Genomic DNA, 15,663 nt, shown 5'->3' with positions numbered 1-15,663 from the left:
TTGGCGAAATCTGTGACCTCTTCTCCGTCACAGAATGTAAAAACTACTTCAAGGCAGCAGGATATGAGTGCGATTAAATGCGACACGCTTTAGCTACAGTTGCCCGGGTGACAGGACGGTGCCGCAATGACTATCCCCATCGAGACGGCCGCTCTTCGGAGCACGTTTGAGCACGCGGTAATCAATCTCACTTTCAGTGGAGATGAAATTTGCATAATTGATGATAAATAGCGTGTTAGAGAGCGGAATCTCATCTACAGAATATTTGAAAAAATCTCGATGTTAACGTTCGATAGAATCGTCACGCTTTCGTTTTGAAAGCGCATCGCGTGGCGTCTCCCTTATGTTTGACACGTCCGATCCGGTGGCGCGGTTCCGCTGCCCAATTTCATGCCTAAAGAAAGGACTAGGATCGGAGATCGATGACCTACGCGCATCCGAACGTCTTTTATCGTTAGCCAGCGATTTCGTCCCCGTTGGTTTGAATGTGAGTTTGGTCTGGCCAGCCGCACATCCCGCCCTCTCGATTCCTCGACGAACAGCCGATATTTGAGGCTTTTTCAATCCGGTAGATTTATCTGCTTTACTCGCTCCCGCCAGCACCAAGTGCCGCTGGGGCACTGTGAGAAGCCGGCACGTCCATGCTTCATGAAAATCGTGCAGATCGCGCACAAGATCGTTGAATTGGTCAGGACTGTTTGTCTTAAGCGTGTGTAGCTGGCCGCTGCCGACAAACGCCGCGAGTTCCGGGCGATCATTTATATCCACCATCCCCGGAGCCAACCAGAAGTCTCTGTTGTCGGAGACGGTTTTAAGAAAACAAATACGGCTGTAGAAGTTACCGCGGCTAGGAGGAATAACTGCATCAAGGGATTTTGCGACGTAACCTGCCATTTCTGCTGCAATGGGATTTGTCCTTGCTCGATGCGGGTTGTCATAGAGGACGGCCGCAAGCATGTCGTATGCTAGATACGGGTGAGGTTGATAGGATATTGGGCGGTGGGCTGCTTCTGTGGCCCCATTTGCAGCATAGGAAGAATCCGAGCTGAAACGGTATTGCGCTATTAAACGAGCAATATCTTTAACTTCGTCGGGCGCAAGTTTGCGCACATTCTTATTATCAGCTAGCTGCAGCAGCTTTTGCCGTTCTGGACGAATTATTTTCTCTACGGCGTCCGTCACTTCCTTCATGCGATAATGAAATTGATTTGGAATGAAATCCCGGGTTTCAGCACCGCGCGTCTCGGCAATGGTCCTTTGCCTCTTGAGCCAATTCTGAATAGAACTGGAATGCGTTACGATCTCATCAATGACCCGCTGACGCACCTCATTGTAGCTGGCACCATCTGGGATTATCGTGTCGAGGAGCTTGTTAATTTCACGCAGGTCGGCGTTATACCGATCTCTGTGTTTGATATTACCACTAGTGTAAACGGAGGTGTGCTTTTCCGGTAATCTGAGATCAGCGCGATGCCCAACAACAGCAGTCTTAGGGAATTCGACGGGGCTGACCCAGTGTGGAATCTGTCCGTGTCGCTGCAGGTACTCCGACAGATGACCGATCGTAGCTGCCTGGACTGGATTGGCAAAGCGCGGTTTCATTGAGTCGATGGTGCGGATGACTTCATCTACTTTCGCCGCATTGTTTATCGTCGCCAAATCGGAAGTACCGATTATTCCGGCGTCGCTGATGAGCCGCAAGGTGCCCAAGCGCTGTCTGTTGAACTGCGGCAGGGCAGGAATGGAGCGGCTCAGGATCGCGTCCACTTGGCGGCCGAGCGAACCGGCGTCTGATTGTAAATTTTCTGTCCTTGAGCCAGAGGGCGGTGGACCATTTAATCTACCACCTGCATAGGCAGGAATTCTGCTGCGGATGGAGTCCGTCAGATATGTAATCGCTGATGCTTCCAGCTCGGACTTGCGCACGGTGCATATCCACTGCAAAGAGGTTCTATTCCGTCGATTTTGCGCCTTTCATCGCATTAGGCAATCCCAACGATTGAGCGTTCATCACAAAAATCAATTCATCTGTAATACAGTAAGCGGTATGCGGCGTCCACGCCCCATTGATTTTTCAGTTGCAGCGGCTTGATGGTATTGCCTTTGGGTCCGGATGTGAGCTCACCGACGAGTATCTGACGAGCTCATTGTGAGGACTTGATGCGGGCGGCATAGGCCCAAGGCATTAGGGCATCGATGTCTTTGGCGAGGTGGCCGTTTGCGAGGCGGGTGAAGAGGTCGCACAGATAGGCGTAAGGCTCAATTCCATTCATTTTACATGTGCCGATCAAGCTGGCAAACCGGGCCCAATTTCGGCCCCCTTCATCGTGGCCGGCGAAGAGCGCTTTGCGGCGGTTCATGGCCGGGCGACGGATCGCGTTTTCCACCAGGTTGGAGTCAATATCGACATGGCCGTCGTCTAAGAACAATCTGAAGCCGTCTTGCCGCGTCAGCATGTATGCCAAGGCTTTTCCAAGATCTGACTTGCGTGAGACACGTGCAGCCTGAGCCGCGATCCATGTGAAGAACTTGTCCACCAGCGGGAGCGACAACTCCTGTCGGACTGCCCGACGATGTTCGGGCTCATTGCCTCGAATACTGTCTTCGATCTTGTAGAGCGCGGCGATGCGAATGAGCGCCTCATCAACGATGGGTGATCCGCTCCTCGGCGTGGCCTTGATCAGCTTTCTGCGCCCGTGTGCCCAACAGAAAGCCAGTTTCAAGGGATCGCCGCCCACACGCTCCGACGTGGCAAGGTGAGAGTAACCACCGTAGGCGGTGGAGTGGACGCCCCCCGACGGCATCAAATGTGCCATAGTGCGGGTGCTTAGACCTACAAGGAGGACGTCCATGAATGAGATTAGCATCATCGGCCTGGATCTGGCAAAGAACGTGTTCCAGATCCACGGCTCAGGTTCCGACGGGAGCGTCGCTCTTCGTAAGAAGCTGAACCGTGGAAGATTGCTTGAGTTCTTCGCCCAGCTTCCTATCTGTGTTGTCGCAATGGAAGCCTGCGCCAGCGCCCATTATTGGGGACGAGAAATCGGCAAATTCGGTCATGAGGTTACACTTATCGACCCGTCTTACGTGAAGCCCTTCATCAAACGCCAAAAGAATGATGCCGCCGACGCCGAAGCTATCGCAGAGGCGGCTTCGCGACCGACGATGCGGTTCGTGAGCGTCAAAAGTGCCGAGAAGCAGGCTTCATCCATGGCGTTCAAGGTTCGCGACCTGTTGGTCCGACAGCGGACGCAGACGATAAATGCGTTACGCGGTCATCTTATGGAATATGGCCTGATCATTCCTCAGGGCATCAAGCACATTCCCCTCCTACATGAACAGATCACAACGAATTCCGATCTGCCTGAGGTTGCGCGGGTACTTTGCAAAGGTTTGTTGGAACAAGTGGTGTTCCTCTCCGAACAGATCGCCGTCCTGGAAAAGGAGCTCCGCACACGCGCCCGGCAGGATGAACTTGCCTCGCGGCTGATGACTATTCCGGGAGTCGGCCCGATTTGCGCCACCGCGATCGAAGCATTGGCACCGGCCGCGGAGACCTTCTCAAGGGGGCGAGATTTTGCAGCATGGATCGGCCTTACGCCTAAACAAAACTCCTCCGGCGGCAAGGACCGTCTCGGCAAAGTTTCCAAGATGGGGCAGCGCGATCTTCGCCGTCTCCTCGTTCTCGGAGCAACGGCGGTTGTCCGCTGGGCAAGACGATACGAAGCGCCTGCCGGTTCATGGTTGGCAAGAATGCTTTTGAAGAAGCCGCCGAAGCTTGTTGCCGTGGCTCTGGCGAAAAAATTGGCGCGGACCGCCTGGGCTCTGATGGCTCGCGGCGGCGTCTACCAAGCTCCGGCATCTGGTACTGTCTAGGGCAGAACAGAACCGCGAGACGTCGGGAATGTGGTGAGGTCAACGGAGGATTATGGGCAATCGGTCAGAAGCAGGATCGGAAGAATCATTAGGTCGATGAGTGCCCAGAGCACGCCTAAGCGAATTGGATCTGATCCACGTATTCCATAAGGGCCCGCGACGTGTTGAAGTCGCTTTACGAGGCCGAACACACGTCAGCACCCGACCACATGCCCGTACCGAAGAAAGATTTTGCTTGCATTTACCGGGGCGTCCACACACATCGACCTGGATCGTGCCGTTGAACCCGTCGAGGATTTCAGCGGCATATTCGCCTTTACGCCCAGGCCGATAATGGAACACCACGCCTGATGGCGCAGAGCCTTCCAGCCGCGGTCGTCACGCAGCACGGCCCAGAGATAACCCGTCTTCGTCTTGCCTCGCCCCGGATCAAGAACCGGGGCGGTCGTCTCATCGACATAGAGCCGCGTGCTTTCCCACAGGAGCTGTTTAGCCATATGGTCGACCACCGGCCGGATTTCGCTGCCCGTGCGCCCCATCCAATCGGCCAGGACCGTGCGGTCTATCGGCACCCCGTGTCGTGCCATGACCTCGGCCTGCCGGTTGAGCGGCATATGTTCGGAATGCTTGGAGACGGCAATCTCCGCCAGAAGGGCTTCGGTCGGCCAGCTCCCTTCCAGCAAATGTGCAGGCGCTTTGGCCTGGACAACGCCAGTTCGCCCCTTGGGACATGCGTATTTCGGGCGGATCGTGACGATCACCTCGTAGCGTGCCGGGACCCGGTCGAGCCGTTCCGTCCGATCCTCGCCGATCCGCACCATGTTGCCGCAACCGCAGGGGCAAACAATGCTCTCGGGCTCGATCACGCGCTCGACCCGAGGCAGGTGTTCAGGCAGTGCACGGGCCTTACGCTCCTTGCGAGAAACGGCCTTGTCCGGATCGCCAACCTCTCCAGGATTGATTGCGCTGGCTTCGATCTTCTTCTCGACGGCGGCGATCCGCGCCTGTGTTTCGGCAATCGCCGTTTCAAGGTCTTCCAGTGCCAGTTCCATCTGCCCCGGATCAAGCTTTTCCGATTTCGGCCCGAACTTCGCGCGCCGATATTCATGAACCTGACCCTCGAGTGTCTCGATCAGCTCCTTCAACTCGGCGATGAACACATCCTTTTCGGCCACAACTGCCTGCTCGTGCTGACGTGCTGCACGCTCGACCGACAGCTCGAACTGCATCTCCGCGAAGGCTTTGGCGACCTCTGGTGGAAGGTCCGGATACAAGCTGAGATCAAAGGATTGCGACATGCCGCTTTATAGCAAAATGGCATCAAAAATCCAAATAAAACAATGCGAGAGCCGCCAGAATTTACCCCGCTGCAGACGGCGCACTCACCCGTTGCGCCATCACCCGTCGCCAGTCCAGACCTTCGAACATGGCCTCATACTGACCCCTGGAAAGACGCATCGTTCCATCCTGAACCTTGGGCCAAGCAAAGCTGCCTTGTTCCAGAATTTTATATATTAACACCATTCCGCTGCCATCCCACACCAGGATCTTCAGACGATCTCCGCGCTTCGACCGGAAGATGACCGTAATCCGGGAATGTGGATCGAGCTTCAACTCGGTCTGCACCATCAGAGCCAGCGCCTGATGCCCACAGCGGAAGTCCACCGGACGCGTTGCGATCAGGATCGGCAGTCGTTGGCCCGCGACAATCATGGCGCTCCTCGCACAGCGCGAACCAGAGCGGCGACCCGTTCAACGGGCACATCGTTCGGAACCCGCATCACAACGTCTGAGCCAATCTCCAACGTCAAAACCTGCACCTTCGGCCCGTCGGAGGCCAGCTTCGGCAGCGGCAACCGATTGACAGGCTCAGGCGCATCCGCAGCGATTGCCAGAGGCACGAATGCCGGCTCGATACCATCGTGCTCCGACGGCGTCGTTGCCGCCGCAAACGGCAGCACCAGAATGCCGTCGCGCACCTGACGTCGCCAATCGGAAAGCTGGTTTGCTATAACGCCGTGACGGCGCGCGACATCCACAACGCGAACACCAGGCTCAAAGCTTTCCGCCACGATCCGCGCCTTCACATCATCCGGCCAACGCCGGTTTCCGCGGCGCGGCTCGACAACTTCGTAGCGACCAACAAATCCATCATCTGCCATGAAAATCTCCAGATACAACTGGAAACCTTCTCGCATATGCAGCAAGCCTCAAAATACACCCAATCCAATGGGGCGGAGACGGCGCTTACAGTAAGCGTTTCAAATCCGAAGACTTTCAAATCTGTGTAATTGACGTGCGCACCTCAATTAAAGGAAATCGCGAACCGAGTAGGCAGAATTTAAAGGTTTTCTTTTAAAAGAATTTCGATTCTGATCTTCTCTTGCGCCGCCAACGGCTCCTTGGCATCGGCGCGTGCTCGCATGATGCGTACTGCGCTGCGAACTGCGTGGCCCGGATCCTGCGCGATGACCGCGTCAATGCGGTCGTCGCGCAGTGCCTCTTCAGTGAAGATCGTGCGTTCGTGGACCACTACCGTGAGGTTAGAAAGATCTGAATGTGCGGCGATCGCCGAAAGCGGCACCCGGGCCTCAGCACTCAATACGTAGACCGCGATAATGTCCTTGTTGTTCTCGAGGACGCGCTCGATGATCTGGTTTGCGCGACGTTCATCGGCGTGCGTTTCGATGGACGGAAGAGCTCTGATATCGGGGAAATGCTGATTTATGACGCTGTCGAAGCCGTGGCGCCGCTGGATGCTGTCCAGAGATTGCATCCTCTCAGCGACAACCATCACCTTGCCCTGCCTGTGAAAGGAAAGCCTGCCAATCAATTTTCCGGCCGTGGCTCCCGCTGCAAAGTTGTCCACACCGACAAAATCGGCCGTGGCGAGTTTCTCTTGCCCGGATAGGAACTGAATGACCTTGATGTTACGCTTAAGGAGACGAGCGACCGCATCGCGGACCTGGGGCGACTCCGGCGCCATCAGTGCTAAGCCGTCAATATCTTCTTCCTCGGCTCTGCTAAGATACTTCGCAACGCCATGTGCGTCGTCAGTCGCGATCTGGATGTAATCGAGGTAAGTGAGATCGCCCTGTAGCGCTGATTTCAATTCCTCTACGCGCCTTATAAGCTCTCGGAGGTACAGATCGCCCGAGTTTGGCAGGACAAAACGAAATCGATAGCTTTTATTGCGTGCGAGGCTCACGGCTGCGGGGTTAGGAACAAAGCCAATCCGATGGATGGCTTCGTTGACTTGCCTTACGGCTTTCTTGCTCACGTTAGGCCGACCGTTCAATACGCGGTCGACCGTCGCGAGGCTGACGCCCGCAGCCTCTGCGAGGTCTTTTGCTGTCGGCCGCATGCCAACTCCTAAAACGATTTGATCACTTCCATTTCCTCTGAATTGACGAGAAATGCAAGAATTGATGTGCGGACCTCAAAATCTTCTTGCGCTGAGGTGCGCACCTCAGTTATTAAGGTTTCGTGTTGGCCCAAATGGCCAAACCTGAACGGAAAGTCGACTAACTCGGCTACAGCGCTTTTTAAACCGCTGCGCCCTTGTCGTAACGTTTCTATTCCTCTCGATGGAGGTCGAGAGGTCAACGGTAGGATACCAATGAAGTCCCTTTTCTCGTGCTCGGCACTTGCTGCCGGGATGTATACCGCTGTGGTTATGGCATCGGCTTCTGACGCGCAGGCCGCTGATCTTACTTTGTGTTGGGCGGCATGGGATCCCGCCAACGCTCTGGTGGAGCTCAGTAAGGAATTCGAGGAGAAGAGCGGCAACAAGATGCACTTCGAATTCGTGCCATGGCCCAACTTTGCCGACCGTATGCTCAACGAGTTGAATTCCGGCGGAAAACTCTGTGACCTCCTGATCGGCGACAGCCAGTGGATTGGCGGCGCTGCCGAGAATGGCCAATACGTCAAGCTCAATGATTTCTTCGAAAAGGAAGGAATCAAGATGGAGGACTTCATCCCCGCGACCGTCGTTGGTTACGCGGAATGGCCGAAGAACTCACCCCACTATTGGGCAATGCCGGCGTTCGGTGACGTGGTCGGCTGGACCTACCGCAAGGATTGGTTCGAGCGCCCCGACATCCAGGCCGACTTCAAGCAGAGATATGGACGCGATCTTGCGGTTCCGAAGAACTGGAACGATTTGGTCGACATCGCGACATTCTTCCAAGGCCGTGAGATCGACGGTAAGAAGGTCTATGGCGCAGCGATCTACACGGAACGTGGTTCCGAAGGTATTACGATGGGCGCCACGAACGCGCTTTACAGCTACGGTTTCGAATATCAGAATCCGAACAAGCCTTATGATCTCGACGGCTTCGTGAACTCACCGGACGCGGTTGCCGGCCTTGAAGAATACAAAAAGCTCTACGATTGCTGCACGCCGCCGGGCCACTCCGACGCGTACATGACCCAGGACGTCGACGCCTACCGGTCCGGTCAGGTGGCGCTGCAGATGAACTTCACCTTTACATGGCCGGGCATCAACGCTGACGCCAATGTCGGCGGCGACAAGTCGGGCTACTTCCCCAACCCGGCCGGCCCGAAGGGCGGGCAGTTTGCCCAGCTCGGCGGCCAGGGCATTTCTGTCGTCGCGGCCTCCGAAAAACAGAAGGAAGCTCTCGATTACATCAAGTGGTTCGGCCAGCCCAACATCCAGCAGACATGGTGGAAGCTCGGCGGCTATTCCGCCCTGCAGGCGGTGGTTGAGGATCCCAGCTTCGCCTCCAGCCAGCCTTATGCAAAGCCGTTCCTTGATTCGATGGCGATCGTGAAGGATTTCTGGGCCGAACCGTCTTGCTTCTCTTCTCCAGGCATCGCAGAAGCGCTTCCACGACTATGTGGTTGCAAACCAAGGTACCGCGAAGGAAGCCCTGGATGGCCTGGCCAAGGATTGGAAGGCCGTCTTCGAGGACGAAGGCAAATACTGACGCTTATACACGCTTCCTCCCAGCGGTAAGCGTCACTGCAGGGCCGGCCACGCGGAGCGTGCCGGTCCTGCCCACCACTCATATCTATGCCAAGGAGACGGACATGCTCCATTCACCGATCGACCGGGTCGCCAGCGCGACTCCGCCCGCAATCGCGGCACGCGTCAAAGGTCTTTCTGATCGCGCCATAGCCTGGATTTTTGTAGCGCCCTCGATCGTCTTGCTACTCGCCATCAACATCTTTCCATTGATTTGGACGATCAGGCTTAGTTTCACGAATATCAGGGTCAACCGGCCCAACGCACCTGTCGAGTTCGTCGGCTTGCGCAATTACATCAGCATTCTGACGGACAACGATATCTGGCAGAGCATGCAGGCGACCGCGCATTTCCTGATCTGGACCATCGTCCTGCAGGTGCTGATCGGCTTTTCGCTTGCCTATCTGATCAACAAGAAATTCCGCGGCAATGACCTCTGGACGACGATCATCGTGCTTCCGATGATGCTGAGTCCCGCGGTTGTCGGCAACTTCTGGACTTTCCTTTATCAGCCGCAAATAGGCTTGTTCAATTACGTGGTTGGCTTCCTCACAGGGAACGAACCCTCCAGCTTCTCGATGATTGCAAGTACGTCTTTGGCGCCCTGGGCGATCGTCATCGTCGATACCTGGATGTGGACGCCCTTCGTGATGCTGATCTGCCTTGCCGGCCTGCGTTCCATACCGGCCAGCATCTATGAGGCGGCCGAATGCGACCGTGCGAGCAAGTGGCGCCAGTTCTGGACGATCACCATTCCAATGGTGCTGCCGTTCCTGATGCTGGCGGTTCTCTTCCGCGGCATCGAAAATTTCAAGATGTTCGATCTGGTGGTCCAGTTGACGGGCGGCGGTCCCGGTTCGATCACCGAACTGACCTCGATCAACCTGAAGCGCGCTGCTTTCGAGCAGTGGCGAACTGGCTATGCATCCGCCTATGCCGTCATTTTATTCGTTACCGTATTCGGCCTGGCGTCGATCTACGTCAAAGCTCTGAACAAGGTGAAACAGAGATGAGCAGCTATTCCGTAACCGAGCCTTCGGGGCGTCAGAAGTGGTTCGCCGGTATTCTGGTTATCCTCTACGCCGCAATCACACTCCTTCCGCTTTTGTGGATCATCGGCACGGGGTTCAAATCGCCTGCAGACGCGATCGCCTATCCCCCCAAAATGATCTTCGAACCGACGGTCGAAGGATATGTCAACCTCTTCACCACGCGTACCCGTGTGCCTGAGGAGCAACTCAAGGCGCTCGGAGAGCCGACGACCTGGTACGACAAACTGGTTCGTAAAGAAGGTGTGGTCATTACGGGTGCGTCCCGTTTTGCCGAGCGGTTCACGAACTCCGTCATCATCGCGTTTAGTTCGACCGTACTTTGTATCGCTCTCGGCACGGCCGCTGCCTATGCCTTCTCGCGGTTCAAGGTACCGTTTAAGGACGACCTGCTGTTCTTCATTCTTTCGACACGCATGATGCCGCCGATCGCCGTCGCCATCCCAATTTTCCTGATGTTCCGCTCCATGGGCCTCAGCGACACGCATGCTGGCATGATCCTTCTCTATACAGCGGTCAACCTGTCCCTGTCCGTGTGGCTGCTCAAGGGCTTCATCGACGAGATCCCGATCGAATACGAAGAAGCTGCCCTCATCGATGGCTACACGCGCTTCCAGGCCTTTTACAAAGTCGCGCTGCCGCAGGCCGTTACCGGCATCGCCTCAACCGCAATCTTCTGCCTGATCTTCGCATGGAACGAATATGCCTTTGCCGTTCTCCTGACCTCAGGCAATGCGCAGACAGCACCGCCGTTCATCCCGACCATCATCGGCGTCAGCGGCCAGGATTGGCCGGCAGTGGCCGCCGGAGCAACGATCTTCCTGGTTCCGGTCATGGTCTTCACCATCCTGCTTCGCAAACATCTTTTGCGCGGCATCACCTTCGGAGCGGTTCGCAAATGACGATCTTTCTCAATCGCCTGTTTCGTCTTCGGCGCGACGCATGGGAAATGCTGGCATCCATCCTGATTGCGCTTGGCGTCGTCATGTTGATGCAGCCACTGTCCCTATCGCTCTACTCCTACTCATTCATCGTGACGCTTGTGGGCACAGTGATGTTCATCATCGTCAGCCATTTCCCGGAGTGAACCCATGGCACAGATCAGAATTCAGAATGTGCGCAAGGATTTTGGGGCATTCAACGCGGTAAAGTCTTCCACCTTCACCGTGGAGGACGGAGAGTTCTTCATGCTTCTCGGCCCTTCCGGATGCGGGAAGACGACCACTTTGCGAATGATGGCCGGCCTTGAGCTTCCAACCAGCGGCGAAATCTACATCGGCGGCGAAGAGGTCGGCATGAAAAGGGCAGGCGAGCGGGATATCGCCTTCGTCTTCCAGATGTTCGCTCTTTATCCCCATATGAACGTCCGCAGGAATATTTCCTATCCCCTGGTCAGCCAGGGCATGCGCGAGGCGGAGGTCACCAAGCGTGTCGCCGAGGTGGCGAAGATTCTGCAAATCGAGAGCATCCTCGACAAACCCGTCGGCCGCCTATCCGGCGGCGATCGCCAGCGCGTCGCACTCGGCCGTGCCATCGTGCGCAACCCGAAAGCATTCTTTATGGACGAGCCGCTCGGCGCACTCGACGCTGAATTTCGTGAGCACATGGCGGAAGAGCTGCGCGCTCTGCATGATCGCATGGGCGCCACCACTGTTTACGTGACACATGATCAGCTGGAAGCCATGCAGATGGGCGACAAGATCGTTGTGATGAACCACGGGGTCGTCGAGCAATTCGGCAAACCTCAACAGATCTATGACTGGCCGGCGACGAAGTTCGTCGCCAAGTTCATCGGCTCGCCACCCATGAATTTCTTGGAATTTGAAGGCGTAATGGCAGCCGGTGGTAATCAGGTTAGCCTCTGCGGGTACGACGTGAAGGTTCCAGCCTCCCGAGACGAACGCCAAGGGAAGCTCGCGCTTGGTGTGAGACCCGAACATGTCAGGTTCAGGGATGATTCATCGTTTCGGGGCCGTGTGGTCGCCACCGAATATCTCGGTACGACCCAGATCGTCACAATCGATACCGCACACGGAGCAATCAAGGCTCGAACCCGCTCGAACCAGTCCGCCCGTGTCGATGAACTGATTGGTCTCGATTTCGATACCAAAACCTTGACCATCTTCGACTCGGCAAGCGGAAACGCCCTTATCTCCGAGGCCAATGAAGGAGTGCTGCGTCGTGGCTGAAGTCATCCTCAAAAGCATAAACAAGTCATTCGCCGGCCATCGCGCCCTCGACGGCGTTTCGATGGTCGTCCCGGATGGATCGTTTGTCGTTCTTCTCGGCCCGACAGGTGCCGGCAAGACAACGACATTGCGAATGGTTTCCGGGCTGGACACGCCCGACAGCGGTGATGTTATCATTGGCGGACGCTCAATGCGCGGTCTCACGCCCGCGCAGCGCAATGTCGCAATGGTCTTCCAGCAGTATTCCCTCTATCCGCATCTCTCGGTGCGCCAGAACCTGGAATTCCCATTGAAGTCGCCGCTGCTGAAGACACCGCAAAATGTCATAAACGAGAAAGTGAAGGCGATTGCAGAAATCCTGCAGATCTCACACAAGCTCGATAACAAGGCGACAGCCCTTTCGGGTGGCGAAATGCAACGTGTGTCCATCGGACGCGCGTTGGTCAGAAACCCGCAAATCTACCTGATGGATGAGCCTTTAAGTTCGCTCGACGCCAAGCTCCGATCCGATCTTCGCATCGAGCTCAAGAGCATCCAGGCCAAATCGGGTGCGACTTTGCTCTATGTCACCCACGATCAGGTCGAAGCGATGACGATGGCAACCCATGTCGGCGTCCTCCAGAACGGCAAGCTTGTCCAGTTCGGCTCTCCACGCGAGATCTACGAACAACCCGTCAGCCTGTATGCGGCGACCCGCCTCGGGCAGCCACGCATTAATGTCGTCCCTGCGGAACTCTTTCCCGGTGCGCCGGCAAAGGCCAAATCCATTGGCTTGCGGCCGGAACATATCGGTCAGTGTGATGGTCAGGATGCGACAGTAACCCGCGTCGAACATCTGGGCGATCAGACCCGCCTCCATCTCATGTTCAAGACGCACAACCTTATCACCGTCACCGACGCCCATACCGAACTCAAGGGCGGCGAAACCATCAAGATCAAGCCAAACAAGCCGCTCTACTTCGATGTGGACGGCATGCGCTTAGTTTAAGGGAGACAATAATGTCACAGTTCCTCAACAGCAGGGAAAATGCGGTCACGGAAGCGCTGGAGGGAGTGCTCGCGGCATCTGGCGGTGCACTCGTCCGTCTGGACGGATATCCGCACATCCGTGTCATCGTCCGATCCGATTGGGACAAGAGCAAGGTGGCGCTCGTCTCCGGCGGTGGATCAGGCCATGAGCCCGCACATGCCGGCTTCGTTGGCAGGGGAATGCTGACCGCCGCCGTTTGCGGTGATGTTTTTGCATCGCCCAGCGTTGACGCGATCCTTGCCGGTATCCTGGCTGTCACAGGACCAGCGGGCTGCTTGCTCATCGTAAAGAACTATACCGGTGACCGCCTTAACTTCGGGCTTGCAGCCGAACGCGCGCGCGCATACGGCTTGAACGTCAGCATGGTGATCGTCGACGACGACATCGCGCTGCCGGAACTCCCTCAGGCTCGGGGTGTGGCAGGAACACTTCTCGTCCACAAGATCGCGGGTGCCGTGGCGGAAAGCGGTGCGGATCTAGACGCGGTTATCAAGGCCGCACGCCGTGTAATCCAGAACACGAGCTCGATCGGCATATCGCTCGACACCTGCACAGTCCCTGGCTCTCCCAAGGAGAATCGGATCCCCGAAGGGCACGCCGAGCTCGGTCTTGGGATTCACGGCGAAGCCGGCGTCGAGCAGATCGAATATTCAGGTGCAAAGGGCGCTGTGGCCGCAATGGTCGATCGCCTCGCTGCGTCGATGTCAGATAAACCTCACGTGGCCCTCGTCAACAACCTTGGCGGCACCTCGATCCTGGAGATGTCGGTAGTGATTTATGAGCTGATCCAATCCAAGATCGGCAGCAAGATTACTCACATCATTGGTCCGGCGCAGTTGATGACGTCACTCGACATGCAGGGATTTTCGATCTCGGTATTTCCTGCCGAAACGGCAGAACTGGCGCTTCTGCAGGCACCGGTGGACCTTCCAGCATGGCCGGGGCTTGCGGCCGTCAAACCCGTCTCTATCCTCGCTCTGCCCGACGGTTTGACGCCAATCGCACCTATTCCGTCCCAGCACAAAGCCACCCGTGAGTTCCTCCATGATTGCTGCTCGCTTCTCATCGAGGCGGAAAAGGATCTGAATGCCCTGGACGCCAAGTCTGGTGACGGCGACACCGGCTCAACATTGTCCAGCGCTGCGCGCGCCCTGATCGGTGCGCTCGATCGCCTCCCGCTATCCGATCATACGCAACTCTTCCGGGCCATGGGCCAGGAACTCAGCCAGACCATGGGCGGATCATCGGGTGTGCTCCTCGCGATTTTCTTTGCTGCCGCTGGTGATGGTGCATCAAGTGGGCTGACGATCCGCGATGCATTAAAGGCCGGCCTCTATAGAATGCAGGAGATTGGTGGCGCGCGGCTTGGCGACCGGACAATGGTCGATGCTCTCTTGCCTGCACTCGACGCACTCGAACAAGGTTTCGCCCCCGCAGCTAAAGCAGCACGTGCAGGAGCTGACCTAACGGCAACACTTATCCACGCAAAGGCGGGACGTGCTGCATATGTCAATGCAAAGCAATTGGAAGGTCATGTCGATCCCGGAGCAGAGGCCGTTGCCCGACTGTTCGAGTACCTGGCGGTGCGGCCCGACTTCACCGGTCAATCAGCTGGCGAAAAGACCGTCGCTATGAGCGTGACAGGGTGATAATCGTCGCAGACGCAGACGCAGACGCAGACGCACACGCACATGGAATTTGGCACCTGTTTGGATCAGAAAAAATCGATCCTATCATCGGGCTCCAGCAATTGCTTCCCCCAGTAGAAGCAATTGCTTCTACTGGCAGGATATATTGATATGTAAAATATGTTTGCCACCATTGCTGATCCGCATTTGCCGAGCCCGCCATTGAATTTTGATGTCGGTATACAAGATTATTTTCTTATGGATGGAAATATTTAAGTAATATAATTTTGTTTTGAATTTTTAAACATGAAATTTCTATGTGGTTATCGATTAATTTATTGATTATATTTAGGCTCAGGACCTATTAAATAGCTTGCGGGGTTTCCTCGGTTCTGGTTCACTGGGATCGAACGGAGGGACCGCCATGAGTGATTTGATGTTTTTGTCAGACGCGCAAATGCGCCGTATCGAGCCTTATTTTCCGCTATCGCATGGCGTTCCGCGCGTGGATGACAGGCGTGTCTTGAGCGGCATCATCTTCGTTCTGCGCAATGGGTTGCGATGGCGTGACGCTCCCAAAGAGTATGGGCCGCACAAGACGATCTACAACCGCTTCATCCGGTGGAGCAGGCTCGGGGTGTTCAATCGCATACTGGCCGAACTGACAGCAAAGCGGGGCAAGCCTGAGCAATTGATGATCGACGCGACCCATTTGAAAGCCCATCGCACCGCAGCCAGCCTGCTAAAAAAGGGGATGTTCCCCGACGTATCGGACGCACCAAAGGCGGGTTGAACTCCAAGCTGCATGCTGTTTGCGATGGTCACGGTCGGCCACTGATCCTGCTTTTGAGCGAAGGGCAGATGAGCGACTACAAAGGTGCCGCGCGGATGCTGCATGCTT

The 15,663-nt window shown here is 56.1% G+C and carries 11 protein-coding genes and 4 pseudogenes; 9 read left to right on the top strand and 6 right to left on the bottom strand.

Annotated features, from left to right (window positions below; genetic code table 11):
• Positions 1-282: 282 nt before the first annotated feature.
• Positions 283-1,926: a hypothetical protein gene (locus tag EQW76_RS27905; RefSeq protein ID WP_142832482.1), complete on the bottom strand. Its 1,644-nt coding sequence runs from the start codon at positions 1,924-1,926 to the stop codon at positions 283-285.
• Between the two features lie 218 nt (positions 1,927-2,144).
• Positions 2,145-2,777 (bottom strand): annotated as a pseudogene (locus EQW76_RS27900) (IS66 family transposase); the annotation flags it as partial.
• A gap of 73 nt (positions 2,778-2,850) precedes the next feature.
• Between EQW76_RS27900 and EQW76_RS27895 the strand changes: the two are divergent.
• Positions 2,851-3,876: an IS110 family transposase gene (locus tag EQW76_RS27895; protein WP_143123490.1), complete on the top strand. Its 1,026-nt coding sequence runs from the start codon at positions 2,851-2,853 to the stop codon at positions 3,874-3,876.
• Between the two features lie 261 nt (positions 3,877-4,137).
• Here EQW76_RS27895 and EQW76_RS27890 read toward each other — a convergent pair.
• From EQW76_RS27890 to EQW76_RS27870, 4 genes and pseudogenes are all read right to left on the bottom strand, one after another.
• A pseudogene (locus tag EQW76_RS27890) lies at positions 4,138-5,174 on the bottom strand (IS66 family transposase); the annotation flags it as partial.
• A 61-nt stretch (positions 5,175-5,235) separates the two neighbouring features.
• Entirely contained in the window at positions 5,236-5,589 is a 354-nt protein-coding gene (gene tnpB, locus EQW76_RS27885) for an IS66 family insertion sequence element accessory protein TnpB (RefSeq protein ID WP_142832484.1), read from the bottom strand.
• The gene (locus EQW76_RS27880; RefSeq protein ID WP_142832485.1) at positions 5,586-6,038 is read right to left on the bottom strand and encodes a transposase; all 453 of its coding nucleotides are present in this window, start codon (positions 6,036-6,038) and stop codon (positions 5,586-5,588) included. Before EQW76_RS27880 ends, tnpB begins: the two co-directional genes overlap by 4 nt.
• Before the next feature lie 179 nt (positions 6,039-6,217).
• Positions 6,218-7,240: a LacI family DNA-binding transcriptional regulator gene (locus EQW76_RS27870; protein ID WP_142832487.1), complete on the bottom strand. Its 1,023-nt coding sequence runs from the start codon at positions 7,238-7,240 to the stop codon at positions 6,218-6,220.
• Positions 7,241-7,495: 255 nt separating this feature from the next.
• Here EQW76_RS27870 and EQW76_RS27865 point away from each other — a divergent pair.
• The 8 genes and pseudogenes from EQW76_RS27865 to EQW76_RS27830 form a co-directional block, all read left to right on the top strand.
• Positions 7,496-8,828, top strand: a pseudogene (locus tag EQW76_RS27865) (extracellular solute-binding protein).
• A gap of 103 nt (positions 8,829-8,931) precedes the next feature.
• Entirely contained in the window at positions 8,932-9,879 is a 948-nt protein-coding gene (locus tag EQW76_RS27860; RefSeq protein ID WP_142832488.1) for a sugar ABC transporter permease, read from the top strand.
• Positions 9,876-10,817: a carbohydrate ABC transporter permease gene (locus tag EQW76_RS27855; protein WP_142832489.1), complete on the top strand. Its 942-nt coding sequence runs from the start codon at positions 9,876-9,878 to the stop codon at positions 10,815-10,817. The genes EQW76_RS27860 and EQW76_RS27855 overlap by 4 nt, the downstream gene beginning before the upstream one ends.
• Positions 10,814-11,002 carry a hypothetical protein gene (locus EQW76_RS27850; RefSeq protein WP_142832490.1) on the top strand — a complete coding sequence of 63 codons (189 nt, stop codon included), beginning with the start codon at positions 10,814-10,816 and terminating at the stop codon, positions 11,000-11,002. The genes EQW76_RS27855 and EQW76_RS27850 overlap by 4 nt, the downstream gene beginning before the upstream one ends.
• A 4-nt stretch (positions 11,003-11,006) precedes the next feature.
• A complete protein-coding gene (locus EQW76_RS27845; protein WP_142832491.1) occupies positions 11,007-12,104 on the top strand; it encodes an ABC transporter ATP-binding protein in 1,098 nt (365 codons plus the stop codon).
• On the top strand, positions 12,097-13,092 hold the full coding sequence (locus EQW76_RS27840; RefSeq protein ID WP_142832492.1) for an ABC transporter ATP-binding protein: 996 nt from the start codon (positions 12,097-12,099) through the stop codon (positions 13,090-13,092). The genes EQW76_RS27845 and EQW76_RS27840 overlap by 8 nt, the downstream gene beginning before the upstream one ends.
• Before the next feature lie 11 nt (positions 13,093-13,103).
• Positions 13,104-14,783 (top strand): dihydroxyacetone kinase subunit DhaK, encoded by a 1,680-nt coding sequence (locus tag EQW76_RS27835; protein ID WP_142832493.1) that lies wholly within the window; start codon positions 13,104-13,106, stop codon positions 14,781-14,783.
• A gap of 403 nt (positions 14,784-15,186) precedes the next feature.
• Positions 15,187-15,663 (top strand): annotated as a pseudogene (locus EQW76_RS27830) (IS5 family transposase); the annotation flags it as partial.

This window comes from Rhizobium sp. rho-13.1, assembly GCF_007000305.1.
Lineage (GTDB): Bacteria > Pseudomonadota > Alphaproteobacteria > Rhizobiales > Rhizobiaceae > Rhizobium > Rhizobium rhododendri.
This window is presented reverse-complemented; position numbering and strand designations above follow the sequence as displayed.

Bases quoted from the DNA above. Each gene is read 5' to 3' on its own strand.
- EQW76_RS27880 (WP_142832485.1), bottom strand. From the start codon at position 6,038: ATGGCAGATGATGGATTTGTTGGTCGCTACGAAGTTGTCGAGCCGCGC.
- EQW76_RS27845 (WP_142832491.1), top strand. From the start codon at position 11,007: ATGGCACAGATCAGAATTCAGAATGTGCGCAAGGATTTTGGGGCATTC.
- EQW76_RS27895 (WP_143123490.1), top strand. From the start codon at position 2,851: ATGAATGAGATTAGCATCATCGGCCTGGATCTGGCAAAGAACGTGTTC.
- EQW76_RS27870 (WP_142832487.1), bottom strand. From the start codon at position 7,240: ATGCGGCCGACAGCAAAAGACCTCGCAGAGGCTGCGGGCGTCAGCCTC.
- EQW76_RS27835 (WP_142832493.1), top strand. From the start codon at position 13,104: ATGTCACAGTTCCTCAACAGCAGGGAAAATGCGGTCACGGAAGCGCTG.
- EQW76_RS27860 (WP_142832488.1), top strand. From the start codon at position 8,932: ATGCTCCATTCACCGATCGACCGGGTCGCCAGCGCGACTCCGCCCGCA.
- EQW76_RS27850 (WP_142832490.1), top strand. From the start codon at position 10,814: ATGACGATCTTTCTCAATCGCCTGTTTCGTCTTCGGCGCGACGCATGG.
- tnpB (WP_142832484.1), bottom strand. From the start codon at position 5,589: ATGATTGTCGCGGGCCAACGACTGCCGATCCTGATCGCAACGCGTCCG.
- EQW76_RS27855 (WP_142832489.1), top strand. From the start codon at position 9,876: ATGAGCAGCTATTCCGTAACCGAGCCTTCGGGGCGTCAGAAGTGGTTC.